At 47.7% G+C, this 16,646-nt stretch carries 17 protein-coding genes and 1 riboswitch; of the genes, 6 read left to right on the top strand and 11 right to left on the bottom strand.

Going from position 1 to position 16,646, the window contains the following annotated elements; translation table 11 throughout:
* Nucleotides 1–49: 49 nt before the first annotated feature.
* The 5 genes from ABK447_RS03945 to ABK447_RS03925 form a co-directional block, all read right to left on the bottom strand.
* The gene (locus tag ABK447_RS03945) at nucleotides 50–928 is read right to left on the bottom strand and encodes an SMP-30/gluconolactonase/LRE family protein (protein ID WP_094031270.1); all 879 of its coding nucleotides are present in this window, start codon (nucleotides 926–928) and stop codon (nucleotides 50–52) included.
* Between the two features lie 63 nt (nucleotides 929–991).
* The gene (locus tag ABK447_RS03940; protein ID WP_015418193.1) at nucleotides 992–2,734 is read right to left on the bottom strand and encodes a HAMP domain-containing sensor histidine kinase; all 1,743 of its coding nucleotides are present in this window, start codon (nucleotides 2,732–2,734) and stop codon (nucleotides 992–994) included.
* Nucleotides 2,731–3,450, bottom strand: a complete 720-nt coding sequence (locus ABK447_RS03935; RefSeq protein WP_031378359.1) for a response regulator transcription factor — start codon at nucleotides 3,448–3,450, stop codon at nucleotides 2,731–2,733. The genes ABK447_RS03940 and ABK447_RS03935 overlap by 4 nt, the downstream gene beginning before the upstream one ends.
* Before the next feature lie 173 nt (nucleotides 3,451–3,623).
* A complete protein-coding gene (gene rsoA / locus ABK447_RS03930) occupies nucleotides 3,624–3,812 on the bottom strand; it encodes a sigma-O factor regulator RsoA (RefSeq protein ID WP_178092050.1) in 189 nt (62 codons plus the stop codon).
* 44 nt (nucleotides 3,813–3,856) lie between these two features.
* Nucleotides 3,857–4,393 carry a sigma-70 family RNA polymerase sigma factor gene (locus ABK447_RS03925; RefSeq protein ID WP_087920805.1) on the bottom strand — a complete coding sequence of 179 codons (537 nt, stop codon included), beginning with the start codon at nucleotides 4,391–4,393 and terminating at the stop codon, nucleotides 3,857–3,859.
* 242 nt (nucleotides 4,394–4,635) lie between these two features.
* Here ABK447_RS03925 and ABK447_RS03920 point away from each other — a divergent pair, with 242 nt between their 5' ends.
* The 3 genes from ABK447_RS03920 (at nucleotide 4,636) to ABK447_RS03910 (ending at nucleotide 6,561) form a co-directional block, all read left to right on the top strand.
* Nucleotides 4,636–4,791 (top strand): YvrJ family protein, encoded by a 156-nt coding sequence (locus tag ABK447_RS03920; protein WP_012118419.1) that lies wholly within the window; start codon nucleotides 4,636–4,638, stop codon nucleotides 4,789–4,791.
* 117 nt (nucleotides 4,792–4,908) lie between these two features.
* Entirely contained in the window at nucleotides 4,909–6,069 is a 1,161-nt protein-coding gene (locus tag ABK447_RS03915; protein WP_069007335.1) for an oxalate decarboxylase family bicupin, read from the top strand.
* 69 nt (nucleotides 6,070–6,138) lie between these two features.
* The gene (locus ABK447_RS03910) at nucleotides 6,139–6,561 is read left to right on the top strand and encodes a regulatory YrvL family protein (protein ID WP_012118421.1); all 423 of its coding nucleotides are present in this window, start codon (nucleotides 6,139–6,141) and stop codon (nucleotides 6,559–6,561) included.
* A 58-nt stretch (nucleotides 6,562–6,619) separates the two neighbouring features.
* Here the strand turns inward: ABK447_RS03910 and ABK447_RS03905 are convergent.
* The 4 genes from ABK447_RS03905 to ABK447_RS03890 all read right to left on the bottom strand — a co-directional run bounded on the left by ABK447_RS03905 (nucleotide 6,620) and on the right by ABK447_RS03890 (nucleotide 10,757).
* Nucleotides 6,620–7,770, bottom strand: a protein-coding gene (locus tag ABK447_RS03905; protein WP_094031235.1) for an IS3 family transposase whose coding sequence is annotated in 2 segments (ribosomal slippage) — nucleotides 6,620–7,497 and nucleotides 7,497–7,770 — 1,152 coding nt in all. Because the reading frame shifts where the segments join, the coding sequence is not laid out codon by codon here.
* Nucleotides 7,771–7,887: 117 nt separating this feature from the next.
* Nucleotides 7,888–8,691: an ABC transporter ATP-binding protein gene (locus ABK447_RS03900; RefSeq protein WP_007613715.1), complete on the bottom strand. Its 804-nt coding sequence runs from the start codon at nucleotides 8,689–8,691 to the stop codon at nucleotides 7,888–7,890.
* An 18-nt stretch (nucleotides 8,692–8,709) separates the two neighbouring features.
* The gene (locus ABK447_RS03895; protein WP_020956329.1) at nucleotides 8,710–9,720 is read right to left on the bottom strand and encodes an iron ABC transporter permease; all 1,011 of its coding nucleotides are present in this window, start codon (nucleotides 9,718–9,720) and stop codon (nucleotides 8,710–8,712) included.
* Nucleotides 9,720–10,757, bottom strand: a complete 1,038-nt coding sequence (locus ABK447_RS03890) for an iron ABC transporter permease (RefSeq protein WP_029973587.1) — start codon at nucleotides 10,755–10,757, stop codon at nucleotides 9,720–9,722. The genes ABK447_RS03895 and ABK447_RS03890 overlap by 1 nt, the downstream gene beginning before the upstream one ends.
* A 247-nt stretch (nucleotides 10,758–11,004) precedes the next feature.
* Between ABK447_RS03890 and ABK447_RS03885 the strand changes: the two genes are divergently transcribed.
* The gene (locus tag ABK447_RS03885) at nucleotides 11,005–11,943 is read left to right on the top strand and encodes an iron-hydroxamate ABC transporter substrate-binding protein (protein WP_061890818.1); all 939 of its coding nucleotides are present in this window, start codon (nucleotides 11,005–11,007) and stop codon (nucleotides 11,941–11,943) included.
* Nucleotides 11,944–12,116: 173 nt separating this feature from the next.
* On the opposite strand, the gene ABK447_RS03880 is transcribed toward ABK447_RS03885, so the two are convergent.
* Both ABK447_RS03880 and sspJ read right to left on the bottom strand, forming a co-directional pair.
* Nucleotides 12,117–13,529: an amino acid permease gene (locus tag ABK447_RS03880; protein WP_007613722.1), complete on the bottom strand. Its 1,413-nt coding sequence runs from the start codon at nucleotides 13,527–13,529 to the stop codon at nucleotides 12,117–12,119.
* Between the two features lie 110 nt (nucleotides 13,530–13,639).
* Nucleotides 13,640–13,820, bottom strand: a riboswitch (Lysine riboswitch).
* Between the two features lie 121 nt (nucleotides 13,821–13,941).
* Nucleotides 13,942–14,082 carry a small acid-soluble spore protein SspJ gene (gene sspJ, locus ABK447_RS03875; protein ID WP_007410034.1) on the bottom strand — a complete coding sequence of 47 codons (141 nt, stop codon included), beginning with the start codon at nucleotides 14,080–14,082 and terminating at the stop codon, nucleotides 13,942–13,944.
* A 183-nt stretch (nucleotides 14,083–14,265) separates the two neighbouring features.
* Between sspJ and ABK447_RS03870 the strand changes: the two genes are divergently transcribed.
* Complete coding sequence (locus ABK447_RS03870) at nucleotides 14,266–14,748, top strand: metal-dependent hydrolase (protein WP_003151759.1); 483 nt, start codon at nucleotides 14,266–14,268, stop codon at nucleotides 14,746–14,748.
* Nucleotides 14,749–14,789: 41 nt separating this feature from the next.
* A complete protein-coding gene (locus ABK447_RS03865) occupies nucleotides 14,790–16,646 on the top strand; it encodes an LTA synthase family protein (protein ID WP_012118427.1) in 1,857 nt (618 codons plus the stop codon).

The following is a 16,646-nucleotide window of genomic DNA, read 5'->3' as shown; positions in this document are numbered from 1 at the left end:
CAAAAAAGCCCGGCACAATGGGAACTTCCCCATATGCCAGGGCTTTTTTTTACACCATGCCTGCAAACGGAACCGGCTCCCAGCCGCCCGTCTCAAGCTCTGCTGAAAACAGGCCGCCCGCATGCGGCTGCTCAAGTCTTTCGGCTTCCGTCAATTTTTCCGTCGCGGTCGTAATGTATAACGTGTTCAAGTCTCTGCCTCCGAACGCGCAGCAGGTGACGTATTTCGCCGGAACTTCGATAGATGCAATTTCCTTATGCAAAAACGGGTCAATCCGGACGGCACGGCCGCCTCCGAACAGAGCCACCCACAGCATTCCGTCACGGTCAATGGTCATTCCGTCGGGAGATCCTTGCGACTCTGGAAAGCGGTAGACCGTTTTCGGATCTGATACGGCTCCGGTTTCAGGATCGTATGCATAACAGACGATTTCCTGCGTCGGAGTGTCGATATAGTACATCAGGTTTCGGTCCCGATCCCAATCCAAACCGTTAGAGGTGGAGACCTGGTCTTTTATTTTGGCAAGGCTGCCGTCCGTATTCAGACGGTACAGCGAAGCCTCCTCTTCTTTGCCTTCCATGCTCGTCGTTCCCGCCCATAATCTGCCGGACGGATCGCATTTTGCGTCATTGAAACGGATATCTTCCCGCATGTCTTTCGGCTGCTTCATCTTCGTCAATGTGTCTTCCCGAAGATTGTACAGGTAAAAACCGTCTTTCATCGTCATCACCAGCTCTTCCTTTGAATACAAGGCCAGAGCCGTGACAAATGATTTGAATTTAACGGAACGGTTGATTCCGTCAGCCGGAGTGAAGATATGCAGCTGGCTGCCCAGTATATCCACCCAGTACAGGCATTGCTTATCCTTGTCCCATAAAGGGCCTTCTCCGATAACTGCTCTCGTATCTGCTCGTAATGCTGCTTCCATGTGTGAACACCTCTTTTGCTTGTCAGTCTTCTATTGTTATTCCCGACAAAGCGGCGTCCAAACTCAATCTTTTTTAAAAAGAATCGTAATCACCGTTCCGGCGCTGATTCTGCTGTTGACATGGATGGTTCCGTTATGAAGGTGAACCAGCTCCTTGGCAATGGCGAGCCCGAGTCCCGTTCCTTCTGACGGTCCCTTCGTATTCGTTCCCCGATAATAACGGTTAAACAGCTGGTGAATCGTTTCATCGTCCATTCCTCTTCCGTTATCTTTCACCTTCAGAATGAGCTGTTCGGCTGATTCCTCAAGCACGACCCGAATGGCGGTCCCTTTCTTATTATGCTTAACCGCGTTTGCCAGCAGATTCTCCAGAATACGGCGGAACCACGCTTCATCAATGGCGAAAAGAATGTCTTCCTTTTTGGTTTCAAAGGCGATGTCATATCCTTCCGAGAACGTGTTTTTCGTGAAATCGTTCGTGACGTTTCTGATAAACGGCACGACGTTGATCAGCCGCCGTTCGATCGGGAGGGCCGCGTTTTTGAGGCGGTATGTTAAGTTTAAGTCCTCAATCAGCTTCGACATATATTCTGATTTTTCCCGGACGATCTGTCCCATTTCTTTGACTTCTTCCGGGGTCCAGTCGTATTGCTTCGATTCGAGCATCATGCTGTAGCCGTAAATCGTGCTCAGCGGGGTTTTTAAGTCATGGCTCAGCCCGGCGATCCATTCTTCCCTTGTCGCCTGGATTTTTTCTCTGTTTTTCTTATCCCGCTTCAGCGTGTCGGTCAGCTGATCCATCGATTCGAAAATCTCGGCGAAAAAGCGGAACGGCTGTTTTGTTTTGCCTTTTTTGTTTTTGCTGACCGGCTGTCCTTTGCGGTTCTTCGGCTCTTCAAGCCGGCCCTTTGATAAATTGACGAGCCATTTGATGGTATGAAACAGCGGCCAGCCGAAACGGAAAGAGTACCAGATGGTCAAGATGCAGATCATAAATACTAAGATTCCGATCAAGAGGAAGAGGGTTTTCATCACATTTCTCAAAAATGATTTGTTAAACTCGTGATCGGGGATGTACACGGGGTTCGGCACCGACGCGACCATCCATTTCGTTTTATCGAGTCTTTTAAAAGAAATTTCCCGTTTGTAATTCCACGGCTTGGAACTGTATTTCAGCAATTCAAGCTCATTGACGGTGTTCCGTTCTTTTTTCGTGCTGTTGATATCCCCGAGCAGTCTGCCTCTGTCTTCGAGAAGGTAGACCGCCCCTTTTTCCCGTTTAATATAATCAACCGTGCTTTTTTTATATTGAGAAAGGGAAGCAAGGGATGGCTCCTGTGATTCGATGTAAGTGAGAAGCTGCTCACTGGCGGATTTCCAGCCGAACAGAATCAAATAGGTCTCATCATTTATCGTGACCGTCCAGTAATTCAGCTTGTAGTTGTCAAAATTCCGGTACTGGTAAATGGATAAGAGATCTTTTCTGCTGTAATGGCTCGGGACGTCTTTCGGCACTCTGTACGCGTAGTCCGTTTTTTCATTGTCATTAATGATCTGCAGCCAGCCCTTCTGCTTTCGGACCGACATCTTTAAAAACTCATCGACATCCCATGTGCCGTCTTCATTTTTATCAAGCCACGCTTCAAACGAGTCTGCCGTCGCTTTGGTCAGTCCCGCATTGGCTTCCGCTTCGCTGAAACGCCAATCCAAATAGAAGAAAGAAGCGACGGCCAAAACGGACATCAGCAGGATGACAAGCAGCAGCTGTCCGAAAAAGTGGAGCAGAAATTTTCCGCGCATTCTCATGAGCGGGTTCCTTTGTCTCCTTGATCGGGAATAAACCGATAACCGAGGCCGCGCACCGTTACAATATAAGACGGATTGCTGGGGTCTTTTTCAATTTTTTCTCTGAGCTTGCGGATATGCACCATGACGGTGTTGTTGTCGCCGTAAGACGGATATCCCCATACTTTTTCATAGATCTGATCTTTTGAGAGCACCACATCAGGGTGTTCACAGAAATATTGAAGCAATTGCAGAAGCTGTGCGGAGCAGCTGACGGGCTCTCCCCCGACGATCAGCTCGGCGTTTTGCGGTGAATAGGAAAAATGGCTGTATGAATACGTCTTTACCGCCGTTTTCTCTTCGCGCTTATAGGTTCTCTTTAACGTCGCTCTGATCCGCGCCGCCAATTCGAGCGGATTAAACGGCTTTGTTATATAATCGTCAGCTCCCAATGCAAATCCTGACAGCTTATCCGCATCAGAAGAACGGGCGGTCAGAAAAAAGATCGGAGCGTCGGTATAGTTCCGGATTTCGGTGCATGCTTCAAAACCGGACATGCCTTCCATCATCACATCCAGCACGAGCAGATCCGCGGTTTCATGTTTAACAAACTCGATCGCTTCCTCAGCGCTTCCGGCTGTCTTAATGTTGTGATAGCCTTCTTTGACGAGAACGCGTTTGACCATATCAACGATCGCCTTCTCATCGTCTACAATTAAAATTGACGCATTTTCCACCTTGGACGTTCCTTTCTCTTTGTTTTTTTCATCATATCATTATATGGATAAGATTTGGTACCTTTTTAGTGCGGAGGTCTTGCGGGGAAACAGAAAAGAAAAACGAGACCGGACATCTCTTCTCGTTTTTCTCACGTTGTCAGAGCGGAATATCCATCATTCCGCCGCTTTTGTCAGGAGCTTTCATTTATAAGATGAAGAATAAATTCCCAAAAACCCGGCACTTCCTGGCATAACAGCATGTCCGCTTTTTCAACTATTTTAATCTTCAATTCTTGTTCAAGATCTTCTCTTTCCTGGTATGATGTATTGCTCAGTTTTTTTTTTATCATTGGCGAAAAACGTGAAATCAAAAGTTCCATTACGTCGGTATCTGTGTTCTCTTTGTTGAAGTCAAATGGCCCGTTCACTGCTTATTTTCCCCCTTTTTTTGCTTGTCCAGCTGCTTTCTGAGATTGTCGAGCCCTTTTTTATGAATATTGGAAATGTTCTGCCGTGATTCACCCAGCGACTCGGCAATCTCCTTCATCGTCGCTCCGTGAAGATAAATATTCGTCAGCACGCTTTTTTGTTTATCGGTTAACGTCTGAAGCGCTTCGTATAAATCACGGTTTTGGACATGCTGGCTCAAATCCCCCTGCTTCCGCAGAAACTCTTCATACGCGTCTTTTCCCATTTCATAGGGAAGCGCTTCACCTCCCTCCGGCTGATCCACCGTCAGCGGATAGCGCTTCTGATTTTTACGGATGCGCTTGTCAAAATCGATGGAGAAAATCCGGATCATAGAGTTCATATATTTGATGATCCGGATTTCCTTATAAAACTGTTTAAAATGGTCGTCCAGTGATTTTGCATCCTTCTCGTCTGAATGTTCCAGCACATTTTTAAATTTCTCGTAATGCTTTGGGTCACTTAAAAAATGTTTAACGATCGGATGTTTCATAATTTCCTTGCATTTTGACCGTAAAAGAACTTGATAGTCCATAAAACCGCCCCCTATTTAAATTAAATGAAAGAAAGCAAAAAAAAGTAAACTACTCCTTTCCGACTAAGATTCCGCACTCCTTATGTCCCGGTTTTGCCGGAACAAAAAAAAGACCCTCAACTGCGATATCAGGTTTACAGGAGCCGCTCTTTCTTTCACTTATATACATGACTGCAGGTCAAGTCAGGAGGTGGCTGATAATGGATCAGGTTTTTATAGAAGAAGCGGTCAGACAGATCGGCAATCTCGGCTTTCCGGCTCTGATTGCCATGTATCTTCTCACACGGTTTGAGAAGAAGTTTGACGCCCTGATCGAACTGATGACGGAACTGAAAGATCAAAAAATGAAAAATTAATTTTCACACGAAGTTGACTTTTCATCGGAACGCATCACTTAACAAAGCAGAAGGGAAAACGAAAGGCCTTTCACATTCTCTTTCTGAAAAAACAAAGCTTGAGAGGAGACGATTTACATGTCAAAAGAAAACAACTGCAATATCCCGCAGCCGATCAGAGGAGACAAAGGGGCGACCGTCACGATTCCGCGCAACCTTGAAAGAGACCGCCAAAATCCGGATATGCTGACGCCGCCGGAAACGGATCACGGCACAGTGAATAATATGAAATTCTCTTTCTCAGATGTGCACAACCGGCTGGAAAAGGGCGGATACGCGCGTGAGGTGACCGTTCGCGAGCTGCCGATCTCTGAAAATCTGGCATCTGTCAACATGCGTTTAAAACCGGGCGCCATCCGTGAGCTGCACTGGCATAAAGAAGCGGAATGGGCATATATGCTGACGGGCAAAGCGCGGGTCACGATTGTTGATGAACAGGGACGCAGTTTTATCGATGACGTGAAGGAAGGAGATCTGTGGTACTTCCCGTCAGGCCTGCCGCACTCCATTCAGGCGCTGAAAGAAGGCTGTGAATTCCTCTTGGTTTTTGATGACGGTTCTTTCTCAGAAAACAGCACATTCCAAGTGACTGACTGGCTTGCCCACACACCGCTTGATGTCATCGCCAGCAACTTCGGGGTTTCAGAAAAAGACCTCGCCGGCCTGCCCGGGAAAGAAAAATATATCTTTGAAGAGCCGGTTCCCGGGAAGCTGAAAGATGACATTGTGGAAGGCCCGAACGGTGAAGTGCCTTATCCGTTCACTTACCGCCTGCTGGATGAAGGCCCGACTGCTGAGACGGATGGCGGCAAAGTATATATCGCGGATTCCACAAACTTCAAAGTGTCCAAAACGATCGCTTCAGCGCTTGTCGTGGTCGAACCGGGCGCAATGAGAGAGCTGCACTGGCATCCGAACACGCATGAATGGCAGTATTATATTTCCGGTAAAGGGCGGATGACGGTTTTTGCATCAGACGGCCATGCAAGAACATTTAACTATCAGGCCGGGGATGTCGGTTACGTTCCGTTCGCAATGGGCCACTATGTGGAGAATTTGGGAGATGAGCCGCTCGTCTTCCTGGAAATCTTCAAGGATGACCACTATGCCGATGTGTCCCTGAACCAATGGCTTGCCATGCTTCCTGAGAAATTTGTCCAGCAGCATCTGGATCTGGGCAAAGACTTTACGGATATTCTTTCGAAAGAGAAACACCCTGTCGTCAAAAAGAAATGCTGAAGAAGATACACACCGGCTTGCAGAGTTCCGTCTCTGCAAGTCTCCTCTGTGTGAAAAGGAGCTGAACAGATGATCAATCAAAACGGGACGAAAATGTTTATTCTTCAGGTGCTCCGGTATGCCCTGGCAGCCGCTGCCGTATTATTCGGGTATTTTATCGTGATGATGGCCGTATTTTCATTAGCCGGGACGAGCTACGGATCGATGGCGTACGTCCTGCTTTTTTCCGTACTTTTTATTTTTCTCGGTTTATGTTTTGAACCGCTTGAGCGGCTGATGATACATAGCTTTACCTTTTTTGGGACGGGCAGGCTGCCTTTTCTCCTTTTAGCCAGCACCGTTCAGCTGCTGTTCCTCTGGATGACCGCGTATACGACGGATAAACTGATTGAAAAGATTTGGCTGTCAACGACGGAGGAGCTGATTGTGGCGGGGGTTTTTTTCGTTTTGGATAAATGCGTCTCCGGAGAAAAGCAGCCCCGGGCGCAATAAAAAAACGCAGGCCGGAATGGGACTGACCCCCGTTTTTGAGACAGGGATCAAAACACCTTTAAGCAGCCAGCTGTCGGTATGTGACCGGCGGCTGGTTGTTTAGTTTCGTTTGAATACGAATGTTGTTATAATAGTGTATATAGGTTTCGACAGTTTGTTCTACGATGGTCGTCGTAGTGCTTTCCAACCTGTCGAGGTAGAACGTTTCAGACTTTAGTGAGGAATGAAACGATTCGATGGAGGCATTATCAGCGGGCGTCCCTTTGCGGGACATGCTCATGGTAATGCCTTTTGTTTTAACAGCTTTCTGATACTCATAAGATGTATAAACAGAACCTTGGTCACTATGTAACACACAGTTCTCTGGCAGTGCGGGCAGCTGATCAAGTGTGTGTAAGACAAAGTCTGTGTCCTGTCTATCGCCAATCGTAAAAGCAATCACTTCTCCATTGTATAAATCCAATATACTGGAAAGATACAATTGTTTCTGCCCATAAGGCAAATATGTGATATCCGTTACTAGCTTTTCCAGAGGGCGATCAGACTGAAAGTTCCGATCCAATATATTCTCGGCCACGGCATATGGCTGCCCATTCTTCTTACGCTTTTTCACCTTAACCCGGCATTGCCACTGATTCTTCTGCATAATGCGCTGAACCGTTTTATGATTCATACGCATTCCCTTTTTTAATATGGCTGTGATTTTCCGATAGCCATATCGATACTTGTGTTCTCGGCACAACGTGCCGATTTGTTTTTCTAAATGGTATTTAGGGTTATCTTTCATCAGATTCTTCTTCCAACGATAATAAGATGCTCGTGAGATACCTAAATGAATACAGATATCCTTTATGGTCATTGTGCTGCGCAATGCTTCTACAAGCTCGACTGGCGTTTCGCTATCAGCTTCCTTTCCAATTCGTTGTACTTTTTTAACACTTCATTCTGTTGTCTCAGATAACGATTTTCTGCCTGCAGTTTCTCTAATTCGGAAGAATACTCTGGACCTTTTCCATAAGAATATTGCTTTCCGACAGGTTGTTCGAATCGATGTGTGTCCCCAGCTTTATACCACCTGACCCATGTCTGCACCTGCGTCTTATTCTTTATATTCAATTCCTGCATGATCTCCTTCACAGGCACGCCCGCCAATCTCATTTCTACAGCCTTCTGTTTGACTTCAACCGGATAACTCACTCTTGCCCTCATAGAAAAACACCTCCAAGTCTAATTTCGGATAACAACGATCCGTTTTCAAACTTGAAGGTGTTTTTTGTTTGTCTCATATTATGGGGTCAGTCCCGAATGGCTCTGCGTTTTTTTTCATCATACCGTTGCGTTTTCATGCCGGATTAAATCGTAGGTTAAGCAGACCGGTTTGTTCGTGCGCGGATCTTTTACAATCTGTGCGTCAATTTGGAAAACGTCTTCCAATATGCCGGGAGTCATGACTTCCTCCGCCGTTCCTTCCTTGATGACGCGCCCTTTTTTCAGGGCGATCATGTAATGGGAAAAACGGGCGGCATGGTTCAGATCATGAATGACCATTAAAATGGTACGGCCCTGCTCCTTGTTTAATTTGTCCAGCAGCTGCAAAATTTCAAGCTGATGGGCGAGATCTAAATAAGTGGTCGGTTCATCAAGAAGCAGCAGCTCCGTTTCTTGAGCGAGCGCCATGGCGATCCACACACGCTGCCGCTGCCCCCCGGAAAGCGCTTCGATCGGCCGGTCGTAAAATTCGGCCATCCCCGTCTCTTCCAGCGCCCATTTGATCATGTCACGGTCTTTATCACTCAAACGGCCCATTCCGGACTGATGCGGAAACCTGCCGTAAGAAACAAGTTCGTACACCGTCAGCCCGCTCGGCGCTTCAGGCGTCTGCGGAAGAATTGCCATTTCCTTGGCGATGTCTTTCGTGGATTTTTGCATGATCGCCTGTCCGTTTAAATAGACGGCGCCGGATTTCGGTTTCATGATTCTTGACATCGTTTTGAGAACCGTCGATTTTCCGCAGCCGTTCGGACCGATCAGCGTTGTAATTTTTCCTTTCGGGATGGCGATATCCAATTCTTTCGCTATCAAACGGTCGCCATAACCGACAGTAAGCTGTTCCGCCGATAATGAGTTCATCGCGGCAGTCTCCTTCCTCTATTTCGTTTTCATCAGCAAATATACAAAATACGGCGCTCCGAGCACGGAAATCACCAGGCCGACGGGAACTTCGGACGGCGCAAGCACATTTCTCGCCAGCGTATCGGCAAGCAGAAATAAAAATGCGCCGATTAAAGCCGAAACCGGGATAAGCGTCTGGTGGCGCGGCCCGGTAAGCCTTCTGGCCAAATGCGGCGCAATGAGTCCGAGAAAAGCGATTCCGCCGGCTGCCGCAACACATGACGCGGTCAGGGCAACGGCGCACATCAGCAGAACGCGCCGCTCCTTTTCAACCCGGGTGCCAAGCCCCGCCGCCAGCTGATCACCGAGCTGAAGCACATTTAAATACCTGGCTTTATAGAGGCTGAACGGTAAAAGAACCAGCAGCCACGGCAAAATAGACAGCACCATTTTCCAATTGGCGTTCCAAATCGAACCGGAAATCCATACAAGCGCCTGCATGAAATCCCGCGGGTCCATTTTCAGCTGAAAAATCAAGAGAAGCGCATTAAACCCCGCATTGACGCCGATCCCGACCAAAACGAGCCGGACAGGTGAAACGCCTTTTTTCCAAGCCAGCACATAGATGAGCAGCGCAGCCAGAAAAGCCCCCGCCAAAGCGCTCACCGGAAGCAGCCATGTACCGGCCATACTTAAATCAACAGCTGATCCTTGAAAAAAGAAGATAAACAGAACGACCGCCAAAGACGCCCCGGCGTTAATACCGAGAATGCCCGGCTCCGCCAAGTCATTTTGAGACACGCTTTGAAAAATCGCGCCTGAAACCGCGATTCCGGCGCCGACCAGCAATGACAGCACCATGCGCGGCAGTCTGAATTCAAATAAAACGAGCTGATCCCGGGCATCCCCCTGTCCGAAAAAGACACGTAGCGTATCAAGAGGCGCAATCCGGATCACACCCATGTTTAAGCTGATAAAAAAGACGATGCATATGAGCAAAAACGTAACGGCCATGACCGCCAGCGGTTTTTTCGATTTTACATTCATTACAGCCCTCTCCTTTCCCTGCGCGCCAAATAAAAGAAAAAGGGAACGCCGATAAGGGCGGTTAAAGCGCCGACCGGTGTTTCAAACGGCGCATTGACGAGTCTTGCGGCAATATCACTGAAGACTAACAGAACGGCGCCGAATACCGCCGAACAGGGAATGATCCACCTGTAATCTACCCCGACTAAAAATCGGGTGATATGCGGAATCACCAAGCCGATAAAAGAAATGGCTCCGGCGACTGAGACTGAAGCCCCCGTCAAGAGGACAACGACAAACATTCCGATTACTTTTACAAGCGATGTGTACTGCCCGAGCCCTTTGGCCAGCTCCTCACCCAAGCTCAGCACCGTCACTGAGCGCGCAATCAGAAATGCCAGCAAAAGTCCGATAACCCCGACCGCCAAAAGCAGCTGCACGCCTTCCCATTTCACGGAAGCGACTCCTCCGGCGTACCAGAACTTCACATCCTGGGCGACATCAAAACGGATCGCAATCGCGCTTGAAAGCCCCGTTAAGAAATAGCCGACTGCCGTACCGGCCAGCGCGAGCTTCACCGGTGTCAGACCGCCTTTTGAAAACAGGCCGATGCCAAACACAATAAGCGCTCCGATTCCCGCTCCCGCGAAGGACCACAAAACAAGTCCCGCCGCAGACAGACCCGGAAAAAAAGCAAATGCCAATGCGATCGCAAATCCTGACCCCGACGTCACGCCCATAATTGAAGGCTCAGCAAGCGGGTTCCGCGTCAGCCCCTGCATAATCGCCCCGGACACAGCTAAAAAAGCCCCGACGAGCGCGGCGGCGGCAGTTCTCGGCAGCCTCAGATCGCGTATGATTTGATGAGATGTATTTTGCGGCTGAAAGTGAAAGAGAGCATCCCACACCGTCCGCAGATGAATATCGGCAGCTCCGATGGAAACAGACAGAGCCGCGCCGATCAATAAAACCGCAATACCGGCACACAGCAGCACAGCCGCCCGGAATGAACGCGCCGTCCACTGGATTTCACTCCCTGATGCCCCTTGAGCCGTCATTGTCTGTTTCTTTTTCAATAGACCCAACACTCGTTCTTCCTTTCTCAAAACAAGAATGGTAATGATAATGATTATCAATGACTTGTTTCAGTATAGCACTTTTATCTTCTCTTTTAATAGACCTAATTTCATATAAAAAAAGAAAGTTTTTCTTAAAAAAGAGCGTGCTTCTCTATGAAAGCAGTGATATAATCACACTGATAATGATTCTCTTTATCACTAATTTTCATGAAAGAAGGAATGTCAGATGTTCCATACATACAAGAAAATCGGCGCAACGCTGATTGCCATGCTGCTCATCGCCGCTTTGGCCGCATGCGGCAATTCTTCAGACACGAAAGGTTCTTCTGAAAAAGAAGAAACCATCACGTATAAAGCCGAAAACGGCAATATTAAAATTCCGAAGCACCCGAAACGGGTCGTCGTCATGGCTGACGGCTACTACGGCGACTTTAAACAGCTCGGCATCAATGTTGTCGGCGCGCCGCAAAACGTATTTAAAAACCCTTATTACAAAGGGAAAACAAAAGGAGTGACAAACATCGGCGACGGCACGTCCGTTGAAAAAATCATTGACTTAAAGCCGGATTTAATCGTGGTCTGGACGACACAAGGCGCCGATATTGAAAAACTGGAAAAAATTGCGCCGACCATCGCTATTAAATATGACAAGCTCAGCAACATTGATCAATTCAAAGAGTTTGCGAAAATGACAGGCACTGAAGATAAAGCAGACAAATGGCTGGCTGAATGGGATAAGAAAACCGCTGCCGCTAAAACAAAGGTTCAAAAAGCGGTCGGCTCAAAAACCATCTCCATCATGCAGACAAACGGAAAAGACATCTATGTATTCGGTAAAGACTTCGGCCGCGGCGGAAGCATCATTTATGACAAACTCGGGCTGAAGGCCACAAAACTGACGCAGGAAAAAGCCATTAATCAAGGGCCGGGCTACGCCAGCATTTCACTCGAGAAACTGCCTGACTTCGCGGGAGACTACATCTTTATGGGGCCATGGCAGGCCGGCGGTGACGACAAAGGCGTGCTTGACAGCTCAATCTGGAAGAACCTCGATGCCGTCAAACAAAACCATGTCTACCGCATTGATCCGATCGGCTTCTATTTCTCAGACCCGATCTCACTTGAAGGCCAGCTCGACTACATCACAAAAAGCTTAACGAAGTAACCCCGAAGCCGCTGTCACAGCGGCTTTTTATTACGCTTTACACTGACCGTTTTTTCAGCGGACGCACTGACCATTTAACCGCATTCGAGACCATTCATTATATACACGCCGTCAAAACGTAACCCGCTGCCGCAAATAAAAAAGACATCTCACAGACGTGAGATGTCTTTTTGTCATACCGATTGTCTGTTGTTTGCAAATTTCTTTGAGACGAAAGGATATAACAGCAAACCGACGAAGAACAGCCCGATACCGAGAATAAAGGTCGTTAAATCGGCCGTTCCGGTAATAATGACATAAAAAGAATAAATGCAGGCAAGGATGGCGATGATACCGTCTCTTACTCTTGAACCCTTTATCTCGTCATACGTTTCACCCGTAAAAATGAGCTTCAGGCTGTAAAACGCTGACACGAGATACGGAATCAGATAAGCGAGCGTCGCCGCCGTCGTTAAAAACGTAAACGCGTCACTGATCGTCCGGGAAATAACTGAAAAGATAAAGATCTGTGACATCACGTTCGTTACGATTAACGACACAACCGGGCTGCCCTGTTTATTCGTTTTTGCAAAAGCAGCGGGAAAGTCTCCTGATTTCGCCGCTTGATACGGAACTTCAGAGCCGAGAAGAATCCAGCCGAGCATCGTTCCGAACAGACACAAAATCGCCAGAATCGCCATGATGACGCTTCCCGCATTGCCGACGATCGCGTACAATACGTCAACAAACGGTTTTTCCGAGCCGACAAGCTTACCATGCGGAAGCACGCCCATCGTAATCAATGTTACGATGATATAGATGCCAAGCGCGATCAATAATCCGGTAATGGTGGCGCGTTTCACGTCGCGCTGCGAACGGGCGCGCCCGGATAAGATGACTGCCGATTCAATTCCGACGAACGCCCATAATGTTGAAATCGCCGCATTGTGGATCTGCCCGCCGATTCCCTCAACTGTGTGAGGACCTGTTTGAACCGGAAAATAAAAATGATCGAAAAACGACGTTTGAAACACAAATAAACCTGCAATGATAAAGAAGATAAATCCTAATACTTTTGAAAACGTCGTGACGAAATTTAATTTACTCGCACCGTTAATGCTGGTGACGAGAATCGTGTGAGTGCCCCATAATAAAACCGTACATACGGCAAACGTCAGCAGCTGGCCGAGCGTAACCGCCTGACCGCCGATCGAAAACATTTCACGCTTATCCGTTAAAATCGGGAAAAATGATGTTAAATATCCGGCAAGGCTCGTGATGATCGCCACGTTGCTGATCCAGCTCGCCACCCAGTAGCCCCACACCATCGTGAAGCCCGCTGCATTCCCTTTTTTCCGATCGCTGAACAGCGCACGCGCATAGCTTTGCGGCCCCGCCGTCAGCTCAGGCTTGCGGATGGATAAGTGGCCGAAGACCAGCGCGATCATTAACACACCGGCTCCCGTTAAAAGCCATGCCGATGTGGCGCCGAACGGGCTCGCGATTTTTGCGAGCGAACTCGGAAGCGAAAAGATGCCCGAGCCTACCATATTTCCTACGACAAACGCCGTTAATAACCAAAAACCCCATTTTTTCGTCTGTTCCATTCCTGTACCTCCTGGTTGTTCATTCGTACGGACCAGACCCCGAGATCATATTTACACGCAAAAAAAGCCTGAACAAAAGTCCATGCTTAAAGAAACACACACACCCTTGATCTCCGGATAGCCCTCCGCGAAAAAGCACGCGGCAGTCCTGCACTTATTCAGATACAGTCCCAGCATAAAGAAGGATCGGCTTTCTTTACACTTCGGCGCTGATGCCTTTAACACATGTTTTGCGGCCCCTATCAGCCTGGCATGTGCGACTCATCATCAAGCGCAACCTCTACCTCACCGAGAAAGAGTGAGGATTTTTATCATTCAATTCTACTCAGAGGTTATCAGAGATAAAAAGATCTGTCAAAGGGAAAAATTAGATGAAAACGGATAGAGCGTTCGCCCTACCCGTCTTATATGGTCAGCGGTTGTTTTTTTTCTTTTGAACAGCTTCTTGAAGCGGATCGTCTTTCAGAGCTGCACCGGCGTCTTCAAGCGCGCCTTGAATGACGTTTTTGTTTTTATCGCTGTTTTTTCCTTTTTCTTTGTTAAAGAAAGCCATCTGTATCACCTCTTTATCAAATATAGGTACACCTATAATGTGTCTTTTTCCGCGGCAGAATATGCGGAATCCGCGTCTCCTTCCTTTTGGCGGAACAGGTAAAGTTTGTTGATCAAACATGCATTCTCTTGATATATTTGTAATTCAGGGGATTTTGGCAAAAATAAAAAGGAGAAGCGAAAAATGACAGGAAAAACACACATCATGGGAGGCATCGCTTCTTGTTCCGCAATTGCGTATTATTACGGGTATGATCCGGTCCTTATGACCTCAGCGGGTGCCCTCGGGGCGCTGATTCCCGACATATGCCATACGAAAAGCAAAATCGGCAGAACGCTGCCCGTTCTGTCCAAAATCGTAAGCACGGTGTTCGGCCACAGAACGTTTACACACAGCCTGCTGTTTATGCTTATTATGTTTTTCATTACGGCAACTTATATTCCGAATCCGAGCATTTCCGCCGGACTGATGATCGGAATGGCGAGCCATCTTGTGCTTGACGCATGGACCGTCAACGGCATTAAACTGCTGTTTCCGTCCGCCATCCGCTTCCGTCTTCCCCTTTATATGAGAACGGGGAGCTTTTCGGAGCAGCTTGTGCTGGCCGGCTTAACGATTGTATCCTGCTATTATTTATACGAACTGGTTCACGGCCGCATCTCTTAAACAAAAAGCATCTTTCGCTTTTAGGGTGAGGAGTCATACATATGAAGAAAACCTTTTTCAGCAATCATCGGTTTTTATGCCTGTCCATCCTGTTCATGTGGATGAAAACCTATGCCGTTTATAAGCTCGGTTTTGATCTGCAGAACAATTCGGTTCTTGAGGAATGTCTGCTTCTCATTAATCCGCTGAGCTTCATTGTGCCGCTGTTCGGCATCGCCCTGCTGCTGACGGAAAAAAAACAGCGGATCTTTCTGCTTTCGGCGAATGTGATGCTGACGGGGATTTTAATCGCGAATACGGTGTTTTACGGGTTTTATATTGATTTTATCACCATACCGGTTTTGTTTCAGGCGAGCAATATGGGCGATATGGGAAGCAGCGTCCAAGAGCTGTTTCACCCGCTTTATATCGCTTTATTTTTGGATATTGCGGTTTTGTTTTATCTTGGTAAAAGGCATAAAGCTGGTAAAGGAAAAGCCAGCACCCGTACCGTTAAAGCGTATGCGTGGGCATCAGCCGGCCTCATGCTGTGCAACCTTGCGCTGTCTGAGGCTGAGCAGCCGAAGCTGTTCAAGCACCCTTTTGATCGTGAAGCGCTCGTAAAAGGAATCGGCCTGTTCCACTTTCATTTGTATGACACCATTTCGCAGACGCTGAATGCAGGGGCTAAAGCGTTTGCCGACGAAGACAGCCTTGCGGCGGTCGCGAATTACACTCAAGCCGACTACAGCAGGCCGTCCGAATCAAAGTTCGGGCTGGCGAAGGGGCGCAATGTGATTTTTGTTACGCTCGAATCAACACAGCGTTTTGTAATGGATGAGCGGGTCAACGGGCGGGAGATTACCCCGTTTTTAAATAAACTGCGGAAAAAAAGTTATGACTTCACTCATTTTTATCAGCAGACTGAACAGGGAAAAACCTCAGATTCAGAATTCATTACTGCGAATTCGCTGTATCCGTCTTCAAGCGGCGCCGTTTTTTTTACAAAAAGCGGCCACCGGTTCAATACGATGTACCATATGTTAAAAGACCGTCAATACTATTCAGCCGTTCTGCATGCCAATCATAAAGCCTTTTGGAACCGGGATGAGATGTACGGGGCATTCGGAATCGACCGTTTTTTCGACGCGGATGAATTTAAGGTGACACAGGAAAATTCAACAGGCTGGGGCCTGAAGGATAAGGAATTTCTCGAACAGTCAGCGGAAAAATTAAAGAAGCTTCCGCAGCCGTTTTACGCGAGCCTGCTGACTTTGACCAACCATTTTCCTTTTGAAATTGATAAACAGGATCAGCTCATTGAGGAACCGGACACAAGCAGCGAGTTATTAAACCGCTATGTGACGACGGTCCGCTATGAAGATGAGGCCCTGAAACACTTTTTCAAGAAGCTGAAAAAAGAAGGACTGTATGACAACGCGATGATCGTCCTGATGGGAGATCATTACGGTATATCCGAAGCCCATAATCAAGGACTTGCCGAATTCTTAGGGAAAGAGGAAATCACTCCGTTTGATACGGTTCAGCTTCAGCGCGTGCCGTTTATCATTCATATTCCCGGGGTGACCGACCGTGCGCCGGAAACGATTGCTTCGGCCGCGGGACAGGTTGATGTAAGACCGACGCTGCTTCACCTGCTCGGCATTGAAACGAAAGGCAGCATTCAGTTCGGCAATGATCTGTTTTCCGGAGAGCGGACGCCGTTTGCGGTGCTGAGAAACGGCAGCTTTATCACGGATGATCATATTTATACGAAAAATACGTGTTACAGCCGTAAAACGGGTGAACCGCTTTCTGACATGAGCGCGTGCAGCGATGAGAAAGAAAAAGCGGAACAAGAGCTGATGCTTTCCGATAAAATATTAAACGGCGACCTGCTGCGGTTTTATAAGCAATAA

The organism is Bacillus sp. hwrm1 (genome assembly GCF_040207805.1).
Classification (GTDB): domain Bacteria; phylum Bacillota; class Bacilli; order Bacillales; family Bacillaceae; genus Bacillus; species Bacillus velezensis.
Note: the sequence above shows the minus strand (reverse complement) of the source record. Positions and strands in the feature narration are given on the sequence as shown.